We start from the raw sequence: 16,611 nt of genomic DNA, 5'->3' as shown, positions 1-16,611 counted from the left end.
GATTTATTGCTTGGCATATTTATCGCTCAATATGTATAATACGTATATAAGTATTATAGTGCGAGAAAAGGTGGAAAATATGGCTGAAACTTTATATAAAAAGGTCGTTAAAAATGGTTCTTCCTTAGCTATCAATATCCCAGCTAAGGAAGTAAAAGAGCAAAATCTCAAAGTAGGCGATATTGTTGAAGTAAAAATCAAAAAATCAGACCGTCCTAATTCTGAAAATTTAAAAGAAATAGATGGCTTAATCTCTGATTACTGGGATATGTTAGAGTACTTAAAGGATAAGTAGTCAATGAAGATCAATTATCTAACAGAAAAGGATATTTTAGTAATCAATGCAAGGGTTATTCAAAGAGAAGGTGCAACGGGACAAAAACCTCACGTTAGGGATGCAGAAGCCCTTCATTTTTTAATTGCTCAACCTAAGCAAACTAGTTTTGGACAAGAATTATATCCGTCTTTTGCTGAAAAAGCTGGGATTTTATTAATTAAATTAGTTAAAAAGCATGTTTTTGAAGATGCAAATAAACGAACTACAGCAATTGCATTCTTACTATTTTTAAGACGAAACTCTTATGAATTAACCTGTGATTGGCAAGATCTAGCAAATCAAATCTTAAAGATTGCTCAAATAGATGACAATGAACTAAATTACCAAGAAATTTACCAATGGATTAACCAAGTAATTCATGAAAATTAAAAAATCGGTATCATTTCACTAGATTTGATACTGATTATTTGTTAATGATCCTGATTTTTCAAAAATTTCCTTGACTTCTTCTTTTCATCGTCGTATTATAATGACAATTAAATTAATAAAAGCTTAGAAGAGATGAGTAATTACTTAAGACTTCTGCAGAGAGTCGGAGTTGGTGCAAGCCGATGTAGTCGAGAGTAACGAATATGGTCTTGGAGCTATTTTAAAGAGCAAGCTATTAAGTAAGCAATTTACGAGTGACGATCGTTACCCGTCCGAGTCTTCCCAATCCTGGGAGTACTTAGTAAGGAGTTAGCTGTGAAGCTAGCTTGAATTTGGGTGGTAACACGCTTAGGCGTCCCTAGCATAGAAGTTCTATGCTAAGGGCGCTTTTTATTTTGCTTATTTAATTTTTCAGAAAGGAGCCAGACAATGGATAAACCTATCAAAACTACAAGTTCACGAATCATCATCAGTAAAAAGGCATTTAATCGAATGTGCACCCTTGTCTGGTTGATCTTGATTATCATCGGACTTTTCATCGTTAAATAAAACATCGAAGCAAAACTAAGGAGAAAAATTATGACGGAATTACATTACGATATCGTTGGTAGCTTTTTAAGACCTGCAGAATTAAAAAAGGCTCGCGCAGAATTTGAAGAAGGAAAGATTAAGCAAGAAGAATTAACTCATGTTGAAAATAAAGAGATCAGAGAATTAGTTCAAAAAGAGATTGATCATGGTCTTAAAATCGTAACTGATGGTGAATTTAGAAGAAGTTACTGGCACCTCGATACTTTCTGGGGCTTTGGGGTATTAAACATACTAAGCAGGCCCACGGCTATTTCTTCCATGATGAAGAAACTCGTAACGACTCTGCCCAAGTTGAGGGGAAAATTAAATTTACTGGTAAACATCCAGATCTTTCATCATTTGAATACTTAAAAAAGGTTGTCGATGAAACTGGCGCTAACGTAATCCCACGGCAAAGTATTCCAGCTCCCGCACAATTTTACGCAGAACTTGTTCGTGGAGAAGAAAATATTGCCGCACTTAAAAAGATTTATAGTTCAGAAGAAGATTTACTCACCGATATTTCTAAAGCATACCGAGACTTAATTTTAGCCTTATACGATGCAGGATGTCGCGACATTAAACTCGATGACTGTACTTGGGGTATGATTGTAGATAAGCGCTATTGGAAAAGTCATTTACAAGATGACTTTTCATTAGACGACCTTAAAAGAAAATACTTGAAGCTTAACAATGATGCAATCAAAGATTTGCCAACAGATTTGCGAATATCAACTCATATTTGTCGCGGTAACTATCACTCAACTTGGGCAGCCCAAGGAGGTTATGGTCCAGTAGCGGACTATGTTTTTGCTAAAGAAAATGTCGACGCCTTTTATCTTGAATTTGACAATGATAGATCTGGCAGTTTTGATCCAATTGCACAAATTCCTAACGACAAACTTGTTGTCTTAGGTGTAGTAACTAGTAAAAAAGCAGAATTAGAAGATCCACAAAAATTAATCGCTAGAATTAAAGAAGCAGCTGAATTCCACCCATTAAATAATCTAGCTTTAAGCACACAGTGTGGCTTCGCCTCAACTGAAGAAGGCAACACGTTAACCGAAGATGACCAGTGGCAAAAGATCAAGTTGGTTGTCGACACCGCCAAGCAAGTTTGGAGCTAAATGGCAATTAACTAGTTAAAATAAAGATAAATAGATTTAGACAAAGGAGAAATTAATCATGGGAAAAGTTGAAAGTTTTGAATTAGATCATACTAAAGTTAAGGCACCTTACGTTCGTTTAATCACCGTTGAAAAAGGCCAAAAAGGTGACCAGATTAGCAACTTCGATTTGCGTTTAGTTCAACCTAATAAGAACGCCATTCCTACTGGCGGCTTGCACACGATTGAACACCTTTTAGCCGGTCTTTTACGTGACCGAATTGACGGCTACATTGACTGTTCACCATTTGGCTGTCGGACTGGCTTCCATCTTTTAGTTTGGGGCACCCCATCAACTACTGAAGTTGCCAAGGCACTTAAGGAGTCATTAGAAGAAATCCGTGACAACATTAAATGGGAAGACGTACCAGGAACGACAATTGAATCTTGTGGTAATTATCGCGACCACTCATTATTCTCAGCTAAGCAATGGTCAAGAGATATTTTGGCTGAAGACATTTCTGATGACCCATTTGAAAGACATGTGGTTGAATAAAATTTAAAGGTTTAACTGAAAAATAGTAAATAATTAAAAAAGCTAGCAATTCATTTTAGTGAACTACTAGCTCTTATTTTTTCACTTATATCATCCCAGCAACTAAGCCAACTATATACAAAAAGACACAGCAGACTACCAAATACAAACCGCCCCACTTGACCGTTTCTTTTAGGATCTCGCCTTCGTCTCCCTCACGATTAATCGAACCAGTCGCTACTGCAATATTCTGCGGTGAAAGCATCCCTGCCGTGGCCCCTGTCATGTTCGAGGCTACAACCCAGTACTTACTTACGCCTAAGTCCGTTGCTGCAGTATACTGCAAATTACCAAATAAAACATTAGCTGATGTAGCAGATCCTGTTAAAAATGTTCCTAGTGCACCAATTAACGGCGCAAACAATGGATAAACTGGTCCTAAAAGGCCAACCAAGGCCACTGCTAATGCATTCGTCATACCAGCATAAACCATTGCTTTAGCTAAGCCCACAATCGCACAAACCGTAATCGTCGTTTTCCACACGCTTTTTATCGATTGTCCTAATATTTGCATCATTTTTTTCAAGCTGACACCCTGAATCGCCCCACCAATTAATGTAGCTACAAAAATTAATGTTCCAGGAGAAGATAACCAACTAATTGACAATGTATTTGGGTTCTTTCCTGTATAAACAACAAGATTAGTGGTTACTTTATTAAGTACATCATTGACAGTTGGAACTAATGAAGAAGCAAAGATCACGAAGATAAAGACCAAAATAAATGGTGAACACGCCTTGAGCATTTCCTTAGCATGTGGACGTAAAACATCTGACTCTTCTTCATTATCATGCCATCTAGTTAATAAGACTGTAATCGCAATTGAACACAATGAGCCAACAATTGCAGGCAATTCTGCCCCTACAAATTTTGCAGCTATTACCTGGGGAATAGCCATTCCCAATCCTGACATCAATGTAATAAAGCCTACACCTTTAATTGCCTTAATGCTGCCTTCAGTCAAGATAACTAAAATAAATGGACCAGTATTACCAAAATAGATAATTGCAATGTCACGATGAAGGATAGTTTTTCTTGATGTAGACCCGTCACTTCAGCTAAAGTTAAAACTGGTAATCCAATTGCACCAAAAGCCGTCGCAGTTGTATTAGCAATCAAACTAATGACTGACGCGCGAATCGGATCCAAGCCAAAGGCAATCAATATTCCTGCCGCAATTGCTACCGCAGTCCCAAAGCCAGCGATTGATTCTAAAAAGCCACCAAATCCCCAAGCAATAATCAAAACAATAATCCGCTTATCGGTTGAAATCGTCGCCAGCATATTTTGAATAGTTTCCATACCGCCAGATTCTGTAGTAACGTTATATGCAAACAAAGCCATGACAATAACAAACATAATCGGCCAAATGCCCATGATAATGCCTTCTAGCGCCCCACTTGCCGTATCTAGCACCGGTAATTTAAAACTAAAGACTGCTAACACCATCGTCAAAATTAAGCCAATGACACAAGCGCGTGCAGCTGGCATTCGCATAACTCCCAGCGAAATAATCAACCAAACGATCGGCAACAATGCGATCGCAAATCTAATCCACATCAAAATCCTCCATCATCAAAAGTGTTGTACTATATTATTTAATCATGATTTGGGTAAAAAGTTAAAATAAGACACAAAATTTTAGTTAAAATTACAATTTTCACAAATTTCACTTGCAAGTTTAACCAACAAACTATATAACAATTAATGGAAAGTAAAATTTCTCACATCATGTTTGAACTACTCCGTGGAATAGAGTAGTTCTTTTTTTGCGTAAAAAAATAGCCAGACCGAATTCAGCCTGACTTCTGTTTTTTAGCGATGTTTAATTACGTGAATACCATAAGCGATTAAGTAAATTACCACTTCGATCGTTGCAATAAAGAAAGTTACCGGCCAGTTGGTGATAAAGCCGAGATACAGTCCAGCCCACACGCCAACTAAAGCGAAAAACACGGACCAACTGATCATTGCTGGTATTGTTTTACCAATATAGCGCGCCGTTGAAGATGGCAATGTTAATAGAATGAAGACTAGCAATGAACCAACAATCTGGGCACCGATAGCAACTGACATAGCCAAGGCTACCAAGAAAGCAATACCAACCCAGCCAGTATGTACACCATGTGCAACGGCACCGATATGGTCAAATGAGTCAAAATTCAAGCTTCGAGCTACCAAAATAATTAATAGTAAAACTAGAATTGACAAAACCACTAGCTGAATCACGCCTTGTTTATCAACACCGATGATACTACCAAACAGAATATTAGTAGCGTAACGGCTATTTGATCCAGAAATGGCTAAGAACAGCACACCTAGCCCAATAAACAGAGCTGAGATCGCACTAACTGACGATTCTTTTTGATCGCTGTGCAAGGACAATTCTCCTACTCCAATTGAACCGAGCAAGGTAAATAGTAGCATCCCCCATAACGGTGCAATGCCGATAAAGACGGCAAAAGCTGCTCCAGCAAAGCCGATTTCTGACAGTGTGTGAGCTAAAAAAGCATAACTCCGTGCTACTACATATACACCGACCACGCCACAGGTAATCGCAATGAATGTACTAGCTAAGAAGGCATAACGCATAAATTCGTATTGAAACATTATTCGAAATCCTCCTTAAATTTATCCATCTTTCCTTGCCTGATCGTTCCCTTATTTAAATATAGATAATCAGTCATATACTTTTTAGCTAAAGGAATATCATGAGTGACAAACAAAACGGTAATTTTGTGTTCACGATTCAGGTGCTTGATTAATCCCATCAATTCTTCCTTAGCAGCCGGATCTAGGCTAGCTGTTGCTTCATCTAAGATGATCATATTGGGATGATCAAGTAGAGCCTGCGCTAAATATGCACGTTGTTTTTGTCCACCTGATGCCTCACCCATTCGGGTATTCTGAATCTTTTCTAAATGAGTTTCTTCTAACTGATGATCAATCTGTTCCTTAACCTTTTTGGTCTTAAACAATGGGGCGTTAAGTCCAATAAATGCGCGAATCGACAATGGATACTCCGCATCAATATTTCTAAACTGGGGTACATAACCTAACTTAACGTCTGAATCAAACTTAAAGTTGCCCGCAGTCGGCTTTAACATCCCCATTAAAATCTTAATTAAGGTGGTCTTCCCTGTTCCATTAGGTCCAAGTAGTGCAGTCATTGACCCGTCTTCAAGCTGAAAACTCAAATCTTGAAAAACATCTTTAGTATCAAATCTCATCGAGAGATCATTTACTTCTAAAATCACTCTTCTACCTCCTCCCTAAGTTGCTATTATTTTTCTATTTTAGCCAAATTTTGATAATTTTCTTTCATCCAAGCCAAGTAAGTAGTGTGGTTAGGAATAGTCTCCCGCACATTTAACACTGGAATATTATTTTCCTTAGCTAATTTTACAAATGACTTCACAGTTGAACTGCTTGCCTGTGTATTGTTAACAAAGAATGCAATCTTCTTTGCTTTAATTTCATTATTCATTTGATTAATCATCTTAGGACTCGGATCAGTACCATTCTCAATTGCTTCTTCAAAGCCCTTATCCCCAATCTTGTATCCTGCTTCTCTTAAAGCATAATCAAAGACAGGTTCACTAACAAAGACTGGCTTACTATTTTTCTTATTAGTCTTCACCAATTGTTTAACTTGATTAATCTTAGCTAAATACTTGTCACCATTAGCTTTAAAATAAGCTGCATGCTTTTTATCAAGCCTAGATAAACGCTTAACTAGGTAATTAACATACTTGGTTGGCATACTTAGATTGTACCAAATATGCGGATTATCCCCCTTCTTTAATCCCATCAAGTCTTCACCAACTAAGACAGGCTTTTTGCTAACAGAACTAGCTAGCTTATTCATCCAAGAATCATAGCCTAAGCCATTAGCAACAATAATATTTGCCTTGGTCAATTCTTTAGCATCTGCCGTAGTTGGTTCAAAATCATGAGGATCAGTACTGCTATTGCTAATGATTGCCTTAGCCGTACCATATTTTCCTACAACATTTTTAGCAATATCTGCATAAACATTGGTGGTGGTAATGATCGAGACTTTACCCGAATTGCTCGTCGAATTTGATCTATTCGAGCAAGCTGAAACTAACAGCGCAATAACGCCAATTAGTCCCAAAAAAGAGATTAACTTCGTAATTTTAGATTTCGCATTTTGCATAAAATATCCTCCTTGTGCAAAATAAAAAAGCATTTAAGTTAGAAAATTCAGCATAAATTCTAACTAAAAGTTAGAATAATCTAGTTAATTACATATGTCAACATATTTTTGCATAGACAAATAGCACCAGTCTCCCATAAGCCTGATGCTATCAATAATTTAAGTCATAAAATTTTGCTGAATTTTATTAAATGCTTTGTTCTAAAATTACATTATTATATAAACATATTTTTATATAATTGTCAAACCCGACTAAAATTCTTCCTTCACGTGCTGCCGCAAAACATCCAAAATCTTAATCACGTGCGTGTCTTCTAAGCTGTAATAACGCTCTTGCTTAACTCGTTCACTCTTAACTAGCTTTGCTTCTTCTAGAATCCTTAAATGACGTGAAATAGCCGGCTGGCTCACGTCGAATTGCTTAACTAAGTTATTAACGCTGCTTTTTTGGTGATCATTTAGATAATAAAGAATTTGAATTCTAATCGGATGATTCAACGCCCTAGTAATCCGAATAATTTGCTCGTCCACTCTCTTCACCCATTCATCCTTTTTAATTTATTATAGCGTATATTTTGGCACAAAAAAACGCTACCCGAAGGTAGCGCAAAACATAACAGAGTATCTTGATTTAAGTAGAGATCATCAAGATATTTATATTATAATACGTTTTTGCCAAAATGTATTGTTTTTTGATTAATAACCAGAATTATTTAATAATACTAATATTCGATATTACTTATAGTATTATTCGTTTGGGTCTTCTTTGACATTCTTCTTCCAGAAACTCATGATTAAACCAGCAACGATTGAACCAATAATAGTAGCTAGGAAGTAGAATAAGATGTGGCTTGGACCACCGATGTTACCAGCAAGTGGTGATACCCAAAGACCACCGTGAGGAGCTGGGACACCAACGTGCCATAAACCAACTAAAGCACCACCAACAGCTGAACCAATGATACATGATGGAATTACACGACCTGGGTCAGCAGCAGCAAATGGAATAGCACCTTCAGTAATGAATGAGAAGCCTAATACCCAGTTAGAAACACCGGCACGACGTTCTTCTACAGTGTACTTGTTCTTGAAGAATGTAGTACCAATTGCAGTAGCAAATGGTGGAACCATACCACCCACCATTACAGCAGCCATCAAGATAGCAGCAGTAGCTGAGTGAGGGTCGTTAGCAAATGCACCTGAAGCGAAGACATAAGCAGCCTTGTTGAAAGGACCACCCATATCGATTGACATCATTCCGGCAAGGATAGTGGTCAAAAGTACCAAGTTACCAGTACCCATTCCGTTCAAGAAGTGAGTAATAGCAAAGTTAATGCCACTAAAGATTGGGTTAATGATGTAGAACATAATTGCTGCAATAAAGAGCAATCCTAAAATTGGATAGAACAGCATTGGCTTCATACCTTCAACAGAACGAGGTAATTTAGCAAATACTTTCTTCAAACCAACCATCAAGTAACCAGCAATAAAACCAGCAGCAATACCGCCTAAGAAGCCGGCTGGTGAAGTTGCGTGAGCTTGAACGTTAACTTGGAATTGACCGTTAACAATAGAGGCCATGTAACCACCAACAAAACCTGGCATTAAGGCTGGCAAATCACCGATTGATTCAGCGATATAGGCTGCCAAAACTGGAACCATGAAGGCAAACGCCAAGTTACCAGCATTGTTTAAAAAGATGAAAGCAGGAGTCTTAGCGCCACCCATGTAGTTTTCTACGATGAATGAGATGGCCATTAAGATACCACCACCAATAACGAATGGAAGCATGTGACTAATACCATTCATCAAGTTCTTGTAGATACCTGCCCACAAACCTGGCTTCTCAGTTGATGAAGATTCAGTTGACTTGTCTTGAGCACTTGCATGGTAAACATCAGCCTTACCACCCATAATGTCATCAATTAATTCGCCTGGTTTGTTAATTCCATCAACAACAGGACGGTTAACTAAGTGCTTGCCGTCAAAACGTGGCATATCAACTTTCTTATCAGAAGCGATAATAACACCTTTAGCACGCTTGATTTCATCAGGAGTCAACTTATCCTTAACCCCTTCTGAACCGTTAGTTTCAATTCTAACTTCGATGCCGCGCTTCTTACCTTCCTTGATCAAGGCTTCTTGAGCCATGTAAGTGTGGGCAATACCGTTAATACATGCAGTAACACCAACAATCAATGGCTTGTTGTCGTCATCACTTGTACCTTGAGCCTTAGCAGCTTCCTTAGCCTTCTTAGCTTCAGCTGCCTTCTTGTCTTCTTCGTCTTTTTTAGCTTCAGCCTTTTCAAAAAGATCGATAACTTCTTCAGGAGTCTTAGTATTCTTCAAAGCTTCAACTAAATCAGGATCAATTAACAAACCTGAAAGTTTTGCTAATGCTTGAAGGTGAGTATTGTCAGCACCATCTGGTGCAGTAATCATGAAGAATAAGTGAACTGGTTGGCCATCAAGTGAATTATAGTCAATTCCTTCCTTACTCTTGGCGAATAATACGCGTGCCTTGTTAATAGATTTGTTACGTGCGTGAGGCATCGCAATTCCGCCACCAATACCAGTAGTTGATTCGTTTTCACGTGCCCAGATTGACTTAATAAAAGCATCTTCGTCGTTAACGATATCAGTTGCTACTTCAAGGTCAGCCATTTCTTTAATGGCATCTTCTTTGTTCTTAGCCTTAAGCTCCATAATCATGGAGTCAGGGCTTAAAATATCCTTGATTCTCATATTTTTCCCCTCGTTTTTTATTAAGAAATTTGCTCAACTTTGATTTGTGGAAGAACAGCATCAATTTGGCTCTTAACTGCAATATCCTTAGTAAAGGCGGTAGCGGCACCACAAGCCATTCCAATTCTGAAGCCTTCCTTAGGATCTTGGGTCTTGTAGTAGGTACCAACGAAGCCGGCAATCATTGAATCACCTGCACCAACTGAGTTAACAGCAGTACCAACAGCACCCTTAGCATGGTAAACATGATCCTTGGTAAGAAGGAAACCACCTTCACCAGCCATAGAAACCATCACATTTTGAGCACCCTTATCTAAAAGCTTTTGTGCGTATTCAAGCATCACATCACTTGAATCAAAAGTTACGCCAAACAAGTCTGCTAATTCATGGTGGTTAGGCTTAATTACTAGTGGCTTATATGCCAAAGTATCAAGTAAAGCTTGTCCAGTAGTATCAACAACAAATTCTGCACCTGCTTCTTTAATAGTAGGAAGCAATGATTGATAGAAATCAGTTGGAAGGCTAGGAGTAAGAGAACCGCTCATTACTACAATGTCGCCCTTCTTTAAATCGTTTAAACGATCCTTAAAAGCAGTGATTTCTTGGTCGGTAATGTTAGGACCAGCCGCGTTAATTTCAGTTTCCTTTTCAGCGTGGATCTTAACATTCACACGAGTGTTATCTGAAATAGTAACGAAATCACTTTCAATTCTCTTTTGATTCAATTGACGAACCAATTCCTTACCAGTGAAGCCACCTACGAAGCCCCATGCCGTATTATCAACATTTAATTGGTTAAGGATTTGAGAAACGTTAATTCCCTTACCCCCTGCTAAAAATGAATCATTGTTAGTTCTGTTAACTTCTCCGCGGTTAACTTTTTCTAATTGAAGAACATAGTCAAGCGCTGGATTAACAGTTACTGTATAAATCATCCTATTTTGCCTCCTCTAATTCAATACCGACTGGTAATGACCGTTTTTGACCTGGTTTTAGTTGATCAGTTACCACAATCACGTCACTTGTATTGGCAAACACAGCAAAGTTACGCTCACCGATTTTACTATTATCAGTTAATACATAAGCGTGTCTTGCCTGTTTGATTTCGGCTGCCTTAACCGCAGCTTCCTCTGGATCAGGTGTAGTTAGATTGCCATTTTTTTCAATTCCATTAGCACCAACGAAGCTAGCTGAAAAATTCATTGCCTTAATCTGACTTAAGGCGGTCTGACCTATAACAGCATGCGTATCGTCCTTAACTTCACCGCCAATTAGAATTGTGTTAATTCCGTGATTTAAACTGCATAAAGCAGTCTCTACACCATTAGTAATAATCTTGACGTTAGCAACCTCTGCTAAAAATGGTACCATCTCATAAGTTGTTGTTCCTGCATCAATGAAGACATTGTCACCTGGACGAACAAAATTCTGCACGGCATATCTAGCAATAGTGATTTTTGCGTCATGATTCAAACTGAAGCGAACGTTTTGTGATACATCACGAGAAAAATGTTTAACTGATTGGGCACCGCCATGAACACGCTTAAGGATCCCATTTTTTTCCATCTGAATTAGATCTCGACGGATAGTTGATTCAGATGTTGCGGTTAAGTCACATAATTCACTTACGCGACATAACTCGTGTTGATTAACATAGTCTTCGATTAAGCTTTGGCGCTCCTGAGTCAGCATCATTTTTCACCTCGATAAATATTGTATTCGCTTTCTCCTCCAAAATCAATCATTTTTCTTCAAAAAGTGTCATTTTTATTTATTATTGTTCAATAAGATTCATTTATATGCAAAAAAGATGCCGTTTTTTGATTGAAACGACATCTTTTCTTCGTCATTTGGAATTATTCTTAGTCGTTTTACCCTATTTGACTAAGAATCCGTAAAGATGACTAAGAAAGAGAACCAAAGATCTATTAACCTTGCAAAAGCAAAACACGCTGAATCATTATTGATTCAGCGCGTTTTGCTATTAAATATATTTTGTCTAGCCTCTCAAGCTACGCTTAAAGTTTTGCCATGGGCCGACATCATCTGTTTGCAAAATCAAGTTTGGATAGATTTTTCTAATCCAGATAAATGACGCTACTGTAGCGGCTAAAGCAATTAAAGCAGAGATAGCTGCCTCTAAATTAGTTGCGTTACCCATAATTACTCTAGCTGGCATTACAAATGATGATAGAAACGGGATGTACGATAATACTTTAGCAAAAATCGTATCCCCACCTGATTGCATATTGACTGTGAACAAGAACCCGATCAACATCAATGTAGATAGTGGTCCCACCGCTTTGTTGGCATTCTCGCTTTTAGCAACCAAAGCGCCACAGAAAGCTGCAAAGATAATAAACAATACCAAGCCGATTATCGTAAACACCAATCCCCAAGAAGCCAGATTGCCAATTGCTTGATCAATCATCGGCTTATACTGTCCAAATAAATCGCTAAAGCCATCGATGTATGGGGCCGCGCAATAAACTGCCACAAAACCAACAACATAAATTAACACTTGGGTAATAATTTCACCAAAAATACCTAAAATTTTCCCAGTGAAATAATCGCCACCTGGCATACTCGAAAAGATTACTTCCATTATCTTGGTACCCTTCTCCGTAGCGATATCTTGTGCTGTTACTTGCGTATAAGTGATCACAAGCATGTACAAGATAATCAGCAAAACCCAGAAGGAAATTTGCTTAACAGGATCATTGTCAAAGCTCTTCTTCTCAACATGCTTAACTTGTTGCTTAAATTGCGCCCGCGTAGCTAAAGACTGAGTCTGTTTTGTCGTTAGCTTGGCCTTACTTAAATTCAATTGTTGCTGGGCGGTGTTTAGGCTCGTTAGCAGCTCTGATTTTAGATCACTGTCCATTTTTTCATCACTATAGTAAGTTGCAGCTAATTGATTATTCTTTTGTTCAATTAAAACATAGCCATCGATATCTTCATCTTTATACGCCTTTTTAGCCTTAGCTTCAGTGCTATAGTTGTCAAAGTCTTCTGACTTTTTAATTGCTTGCTTTAAGGCAGAATTAGAAGTAACTACCCCGACATAGTTGTCATCACTACCGCCAGCTGATACCATTCCGATAACAAATGAAAAGAAGACGAGCAGAAACGGTGCTAAAATCATCAACAAATATGACCAAGTTTTCACTTCTCTACGGTAGGTTTCTTTAGCGACAAGCCAGATCTTATTCATGACGAGCACCTGCTTTCATCTTGAAAATTTCGTCTAAAGTTGGAGGTTCCTGGTCAAAAGTCTGGATATATTGACCGGCCGAAAGTTGGTTAAAAATATCCTTACCATATTTTTCGTCTGCAAGAATAAGCAGCTTCATTCCATTGTTTTGCAAAATTACATCTTTTACACCTGGCAAGGCTGATAATTCAGCAGCACTTTTGTCTGTCCTGACAAAAATTCGAGTTAAACCAAAGCTGTTCTTAATTTCATTTACTGGGCCATTCAAGACGATATGCCCATCATTGATCATTACGACGTCATCGCACAATTCTTCCACGTTACGCATATCATGATCAGAAAAAATGATTGTAGCGCCTTTTCTTTTTTCTTCCAAAATCAGCTGCTTCATTAGATCGACATTAACAGGATCTAGTCCACTGAATGGTTCATCTAAAATAATCAATTTAGGTTGATGAATTAAAGTCGCAATCATCTGTACTTTTTGTTGGTTACCTTTAGACAAAGACTTAATCTTATCCATGGGGATCCCTTTAACAGCTAAGCGTGATAACCAATCAGGCAATTCTTCTTTTACCTTTTTAGCCGGCATCCCTTTAAGGCTAGCTAAAAACACTACCTGATCTTCAATAGTTAATTTAGGCATCAAACTTCGCTCTTCAGGCAGATAGCCAATATTGTCATAATCTTTAGCGTTGAAAGAATGTCCATCAATACTAATCTGACCGTCATAATCAACGAATTTCAAAATACTATGAAAGATCGTCGACTTACCCGACCCATTTTTACCAACCAGTCCGAGAATACGTCTATCTGACACATTGAAGCTAACATCAAACAAAACCTGTGTTGACCCGAAGCTTTTATTTAGGTGTTCTATTTTTAACATGAGCTTTTCCTCAACTTTTATATGTTATTGATTGAATATCTAAGAATAATTATCGCCAAAGAATGCAAGCACATCCAAAATATTCAGCAGTGCTTGCCGCCAATATGCTTGCCAAAAATGAGGATATACCTTAGTAGATTTCCTAATAAATCTTAGTTGATAACCATCTGATGTTTTGTTCCGCATTACCTGGGGAATAGTAACTAACCAACATAGTGTAATTACTATAACAATTATCATAATTATAGAAATAACTGTATTTTTCATGGCATTCATTCCTTTTTAACTTCTGCTATGGGAATTATGTGGTACATATACTAATAATTGTCGCTATCATTTTCTGCTTTAAGCTTAAAATATCCGATACTTGTATAGCCTAACCAGATCAACAAGATAACAATAACGGTACATAATTTTCAAGTTGTACCATTACCAGTAATACTAAAAATTGCGACAATTAGTGCAATAACAGAGAAAATCACAGCACCAGTGAATTGTTTTTTAGCTTTTTCCAACATTATCTATCCCCTCGGCTTTTTATCTAATGGTTATTAGACCTAGAAGTACACCGTCAAAGAACTGCCATAAAGTATCGGTTGAAAAAATTGTTTTTACAATATCAACTGACCCCCAATTGGTTACTAAAGTAATCACTACACTAGCTGCAGCAACCACTACTCCTGTACCAATAACTTGAGGAGCAAGTTTCAACACTTTCTTCTGCCATGGAATCTTTGAATCTACTGTCTTGCTAACGGCCAAGTTAGCAGAAATAATGCCGCCAATTATCAAGCCAAAAGCGAATCCAATTGCAATAGATGCAATAATCTGCCAAGCCTGAAGTGGACCATGATTTTTAACATACATTATCCCTAAGAAAACCAGCGGACCCGCAATTGCTCCAATTCCCATGCCCTTAATAATTCTCTTGTTTTCACGAGCAAATTTTTCGTTATTCATTCTTGTTACCTCAAGGAAATTTGTCTTTCATTTTTAATTAAACAAATCCGAAAACTTAGTCGGAATGTTGTTGTTCTTGGCGAAGTATTTCTTGAATGCATCCCCAAAACTTAATTGATCTTTTTCTCTATTTTTAAGCAAATCATGAACAGCTAAGAATGCTGTAACGGCATAATTAACGGCTAAAACAATCAGTAAGCCGAACACAATATAAATTAAGTACAGCATTTTTCTTTCCTCTAATTCAGCGATTATCTCCCAGGAAATAATCTTTTATCCTTTTAAATTAATCATATCCCTATCATTCATGTAAAAGGTAAAACCGTCCAATTCTGTCATTTTTCGGACTGATTTTGCATTTTATTCTTCATCTTTTTTATAAACTAATAAATCCCCTGGTTGACAATCCAAGACTTCACAGATCTTGCTCAACGTATCGAAGCGAACGCCATGCGCCTTTCCTGTCTTCAGAATCGACAAGTTAGCCGGCGTGATGCCAACCTTCTCTGCCAACTCCTTTGAAGACATCTTTCGCTTCAAAAGCATAAAATCTAGTGTCACTTCAATCACCTATATCACTTCCTATTAAATAATTGAATCTGCGTCTTCTTGAACCTTCATCCCATATTTGAAGACTAGGTAAACTACGTACAAAATTGCTAGGAAGAACAAGCTATTAGTAATACTGGTTGGATAAATCATGTCAACGGATGAAGTTTTAGCAATCTTAGTTAAAGTTGCGTAGTTACTGTAAATCCCAATATAGAAAATTATCGTTGCGACTGTGTAAACAGATACTGAAATCAATAGTTTTTTCAGCAGTTGTAAATTTTTTACTGCAAAATAAATCTCTTGTTTAATGTTCTTAATAATCAATCGTGCGTAACCACAAATGAGAAACTGAGCGACCATGGCAACAATGAAAAGGCAAAACATCCCTAGCATTAGCCATATCCATGTACTACTGAACTGGACACCGAGTTCATCACTCATGCCTTTACTTATTTCTGCACCAGCTCCGGGCTGTGATAATACAAAAATTGTGAAGCCACCTGCTAAAACAAACGTAACAATGCTAAATACACAAAGCACTTGATAAATCCACGTTATTACCGTAAGCAAATTTAAAACAAACTTTTTCATTTTTCTCCCTCTCTTTCGTTTAATACTCTTTTCATTAATTATTGTATTACGATAATTTGTAATTGCAATACAATAATTAAATATTTTTTTGCAATAAAAGCAGATATATAATTTCCACAATAAAAAAACTAGCATGGAATATTTTCCATACTAGCTCTCTTAGTTGATTGATAATGCGATGTGACTTCACTACTACATCGTAGTTAGAATTTTTCTTATTTTGACTTTTAGTTTTCTTTCCAACCTAAATCTTCAAGCATTGATGCCATTGCATTAGCTGAGATCTTGTTTTCTGCAAAATGCATTGATTCTTGCTTCCAGCCGTCTTCTTCAAGCATGTTGGTCATGTCTTCAACACTAACAGTCTTTACGTTAAATCTTAATTCAGTTTCAGTAGTTAATTCAGTCATCATCGTTATTACCTCTCAATCACTTATTTCTCTCTTCACGTAAGCCATCCTTCATAAAGCTTGATAAATCAACGTTTTATCCAACAAAAATAT

The 16,611-nt window shown here is 37.4% G+C and carries 18 protein-coding genes, 2 pseudogenes and 1 other annotated feature; of the genes and pseudogenes, 4 read left to right on the top strand and 16 right to left on the bottom strand.

What is annotated here, in order from left to right; all coding sequences use genetic code 11:
* Nucleotides 1-79: 79 nt before the first annotated feature.
* The 4 genes and pseudogenes from CP363_RS02280 (at nt 80) to CP363_RS02265 (ending at nt 2,938) form a co-directional block, all read left to right on the top strand.
* Nucleotides 80-295 carry an AbrB/MazE/SpoVT family DNA-binding domain-containing protein gene (locus tag CP363_RS02280; RefSeq protein ID WP_005723825.1) on the top strand — a complete coding sequence of 72 codons (216 nt, stop codon included), beginning with the start codon at nt 80-82 and terminating at the stop codon, nt 293-295.
* Nucleotides 296-298: 3 nt separating this feature from the next.
* A complete protein-coding gene (locus tag CP363_RS02275; protein WP_089143643.1) occupies nt 299-706 on the top strand; it encodes a type II toxin-antitoxin system death-on-curing family toxin in 408 nt (135 codons plus the stop codon).
* A gap of 115 nt (nt 707-821) precedes the next feature.
* Nucleotides 822-1,069: a binding site (T-box leader), on the top strand.
* A 216-nt stretch (nt 1,070-1,285) separates the two neighbouring features.
* Nucleotides 1,286-2,403, top strand: a pseudogene (locus tag CP363_RS02270) (5-methyltetrahydropteroyltriglutamate--homocysteine S-methyltransferase).
* A gap of 58 nt (nt 2,404-2,461) precedes the next feature.
* The gene (locus CP363_RS02265; protein WP_089147039.1) at nt 2,462-2,938 is read left to right on the top strand and encodes an S-ribosylhomocysteine lyase; all 477 of its coding nucleotides are present in this window, start codon (nt 2,462-2,464) and stop codon (nt 2,936-2,938) included.
* An 85-nt stretch (nt 2,939-3,023) separates the two neighbouring features.
* Here CP363_RS02265 and CP363_RS02260 read toward each other — a convergent pair.
* The 16 genes and pseudogenes from CP363_RS02260 to CP363_RS02180 all read right to left on the bottom strand — a co-directional run bounded on the left by CP363_RS02260 (nt 3,024) and on the right by CP363_RS02180 (nt 16,521).
* Nucleotides 3,024-4,537, bottom strand: a pseudogene (locus tag CP363_RS02260) (L-lactate permease).
* A gap of 255 nt (nt 4,538-4,792) precedes the next feature.
* A complete protein-coding gene (locus tag CP363_RS02255) occupies nt 4,793-5,587 on the bottom strand; it encodes a metal ABC transporter permease (protein WP_005721027.1) in 795 nt (264 codons plus the stop codon).
* A complete protein-coding gene (locus tag CP363_RS02250; protein WP_005721761.1) occupies nt 5,587-6,234 on the bottom strand; it encodes a metal ABC transporter ATP-binding protein in 648 nt (215 codons plus the stop codon). The genes CP363_RS02255 and CP363_RS02250 overlap by 1 nt, the downstream gene beginning before the upstream one ends.
* Before the next feature lie 26 nt (nt 6,235-6,260).
* Entirely contained in the window at nt 6,261-7,157 is an 897-nt protein-coding gene (locus CP363_RS02245) for a metal ABC transporter solute-binding protein, Zn/Mn family (protein ID WP_013086924.1), read from the bottom strand.
* Between the two features lie 252 nt (nt 7,158-7,409).
* Complete coding sequence (locus tag CP363_RS02240; protein ID WP_041811225.1) at nt 7,410-7,688, bottom strand: helix-turn-helix transcriptional regulator; 279 nt, start codon at nt 7,686-7,688, stop codon at nt 7,410-7,412.
* A 216-nt stretch (nt 7,689-7,904) separates the two neighbouring features.
* Nucleotides 7,905-9,902, bottom strand: coding sequence for a fructose-specific PTS transporter subunit EIIC (locus tag CP363_RS02235; RefSeq protein ID WP_098035763.1), 1,998 nt, complete (start codon nt 9,900-9,902; stop codon nt 7,905-7,907).
* A gap of 20 nt (nt 9,903-9,922) precedes the next feature.
* A complete protein-coding gene (gene pfkB / locus CP363_RS02230) occupies nt 9,923-10,837 on the bottom strand; it encodes a 1-phosphofructokinase (protein ID WP_005721020.1) in 915 nt (304 codons plus the stop codon).
* Nucleotide 10,838: 1 nt separating this feature from the next.
* On the bottom strand, nt 10,839-11,594 hold the full coding sequence (locus CP363_RS02225; RefSeq protein ID WP_005721017.1) for a DeoR/GlpR family DNA-binding transcription regulator: 756 nt from the start codon (nt 11,592-11,594) through the stop codon (nt 10,839-10,841).
* A 307-nt stretch (nt 11,595-11,901) separates the two neighbouring features.
* Entirely contained in the window at nt 11,902-13,116 is a 1,215-nt protein-coding gene (locus tag CP363_RS02220) for an ABC transporter permease (RefSeq protein WP_180706774.1), read from the bottom strand.
* Entirely contained in the window at nt 13,109-14,005 is an 897-nt protein-coding gene (locus CP363_RS02215) for an ABC transporter ATP-binding protein (RefSeq protein ID WP_089149898.1), read from the bottom strand. The genes CP363_RS02220 and CP363_RS02215 overlap by 8 nt, the downstream gene beginning before the upstream one ends.
* 39 nt (nt 14,006-14,044) lie before the next feature.
* Entirely contained in the window at nt 14,045-14,272 is a 228-nt protein-coding gene (locus CP363_RS02210; protein WP_233186491.1) for a hypothetical protein, read from the bottom strand.
* 270 nt (nt 14,273-14,542) lie between these two features.
* Nucleotides 14,543-14,965 carry a hypothetical protein gene (locus CP363_RS02200; protein WP_089145817.1) on the bottom strand — a complete coding sequence of 141 codons (423 nt, stop codon included), beginning with the start codon at nt 14,963-14,965 and terminating at the stop codon, nt 14,543-14,545.
* A gap of 33 nt (nt 14,966-14,998) precedes the next feature.
* On the bottom strand, nt 14,999-15,193 hold the full coding sequence (locus tag CP363_RS02195; protein WP_089145816.1) for a hypothetical protein: 195 nt from the start codon (nt 15,191-15,193) through the stop codon (nt 14,999-15,001).
* A 132-nt stretch (nt 15,194-15,325) separates the two neighbouring features.
* Nucleotides 15,326-15,535, bottom strand: a complete 210-nt coding sequence (locus CP363_RS02190) for a helix-turn-helix transcriptional regulator (RefSeq protein WP_003549779.1) — start codon at nt 15,533-15,535, stop codon at nt 15,326-15,328.
* Nucleotides 15,536-15,550: 15 nt separating this feature from the next.
* Nucleotides 15,551-16,108, bottom strand: coding sequence for a hypothetical protein (locus CP363_RS02185; RefSeq protein WP_061205101.1), 558 nt, complete (start codon nt 16,106-16,108; stop codon nt 15,551-15,553).
* 227 nt (nt 16,109-16,335) lie between these two features.
* Nucleotides 16,336-16,521 (bottom strand): hypothetical protein, encoded by a 186-nt coding sequence (locus tag CP363_RS02180; protein WP_061205100.1) that lies wholly within the window; start codon nt 16,519-16,521, stop codon nt 16,336-16,338.
* Nucleotides 16,522-16,611: the final 90 nt, after the last annotated feature.

The organism is Lactobacillus sp. UMNPBX12, from assembly GCF_002553955.1.
Lineage (GTDB): Bacteria > Bacillota > Bacilli > Lactobacillales > Lactobacillaceae > Lactobacillus > Lactobacillus crispatus.
This window is presented reverse-complemented; position numbering and strand designations above follow the sequence as displayed.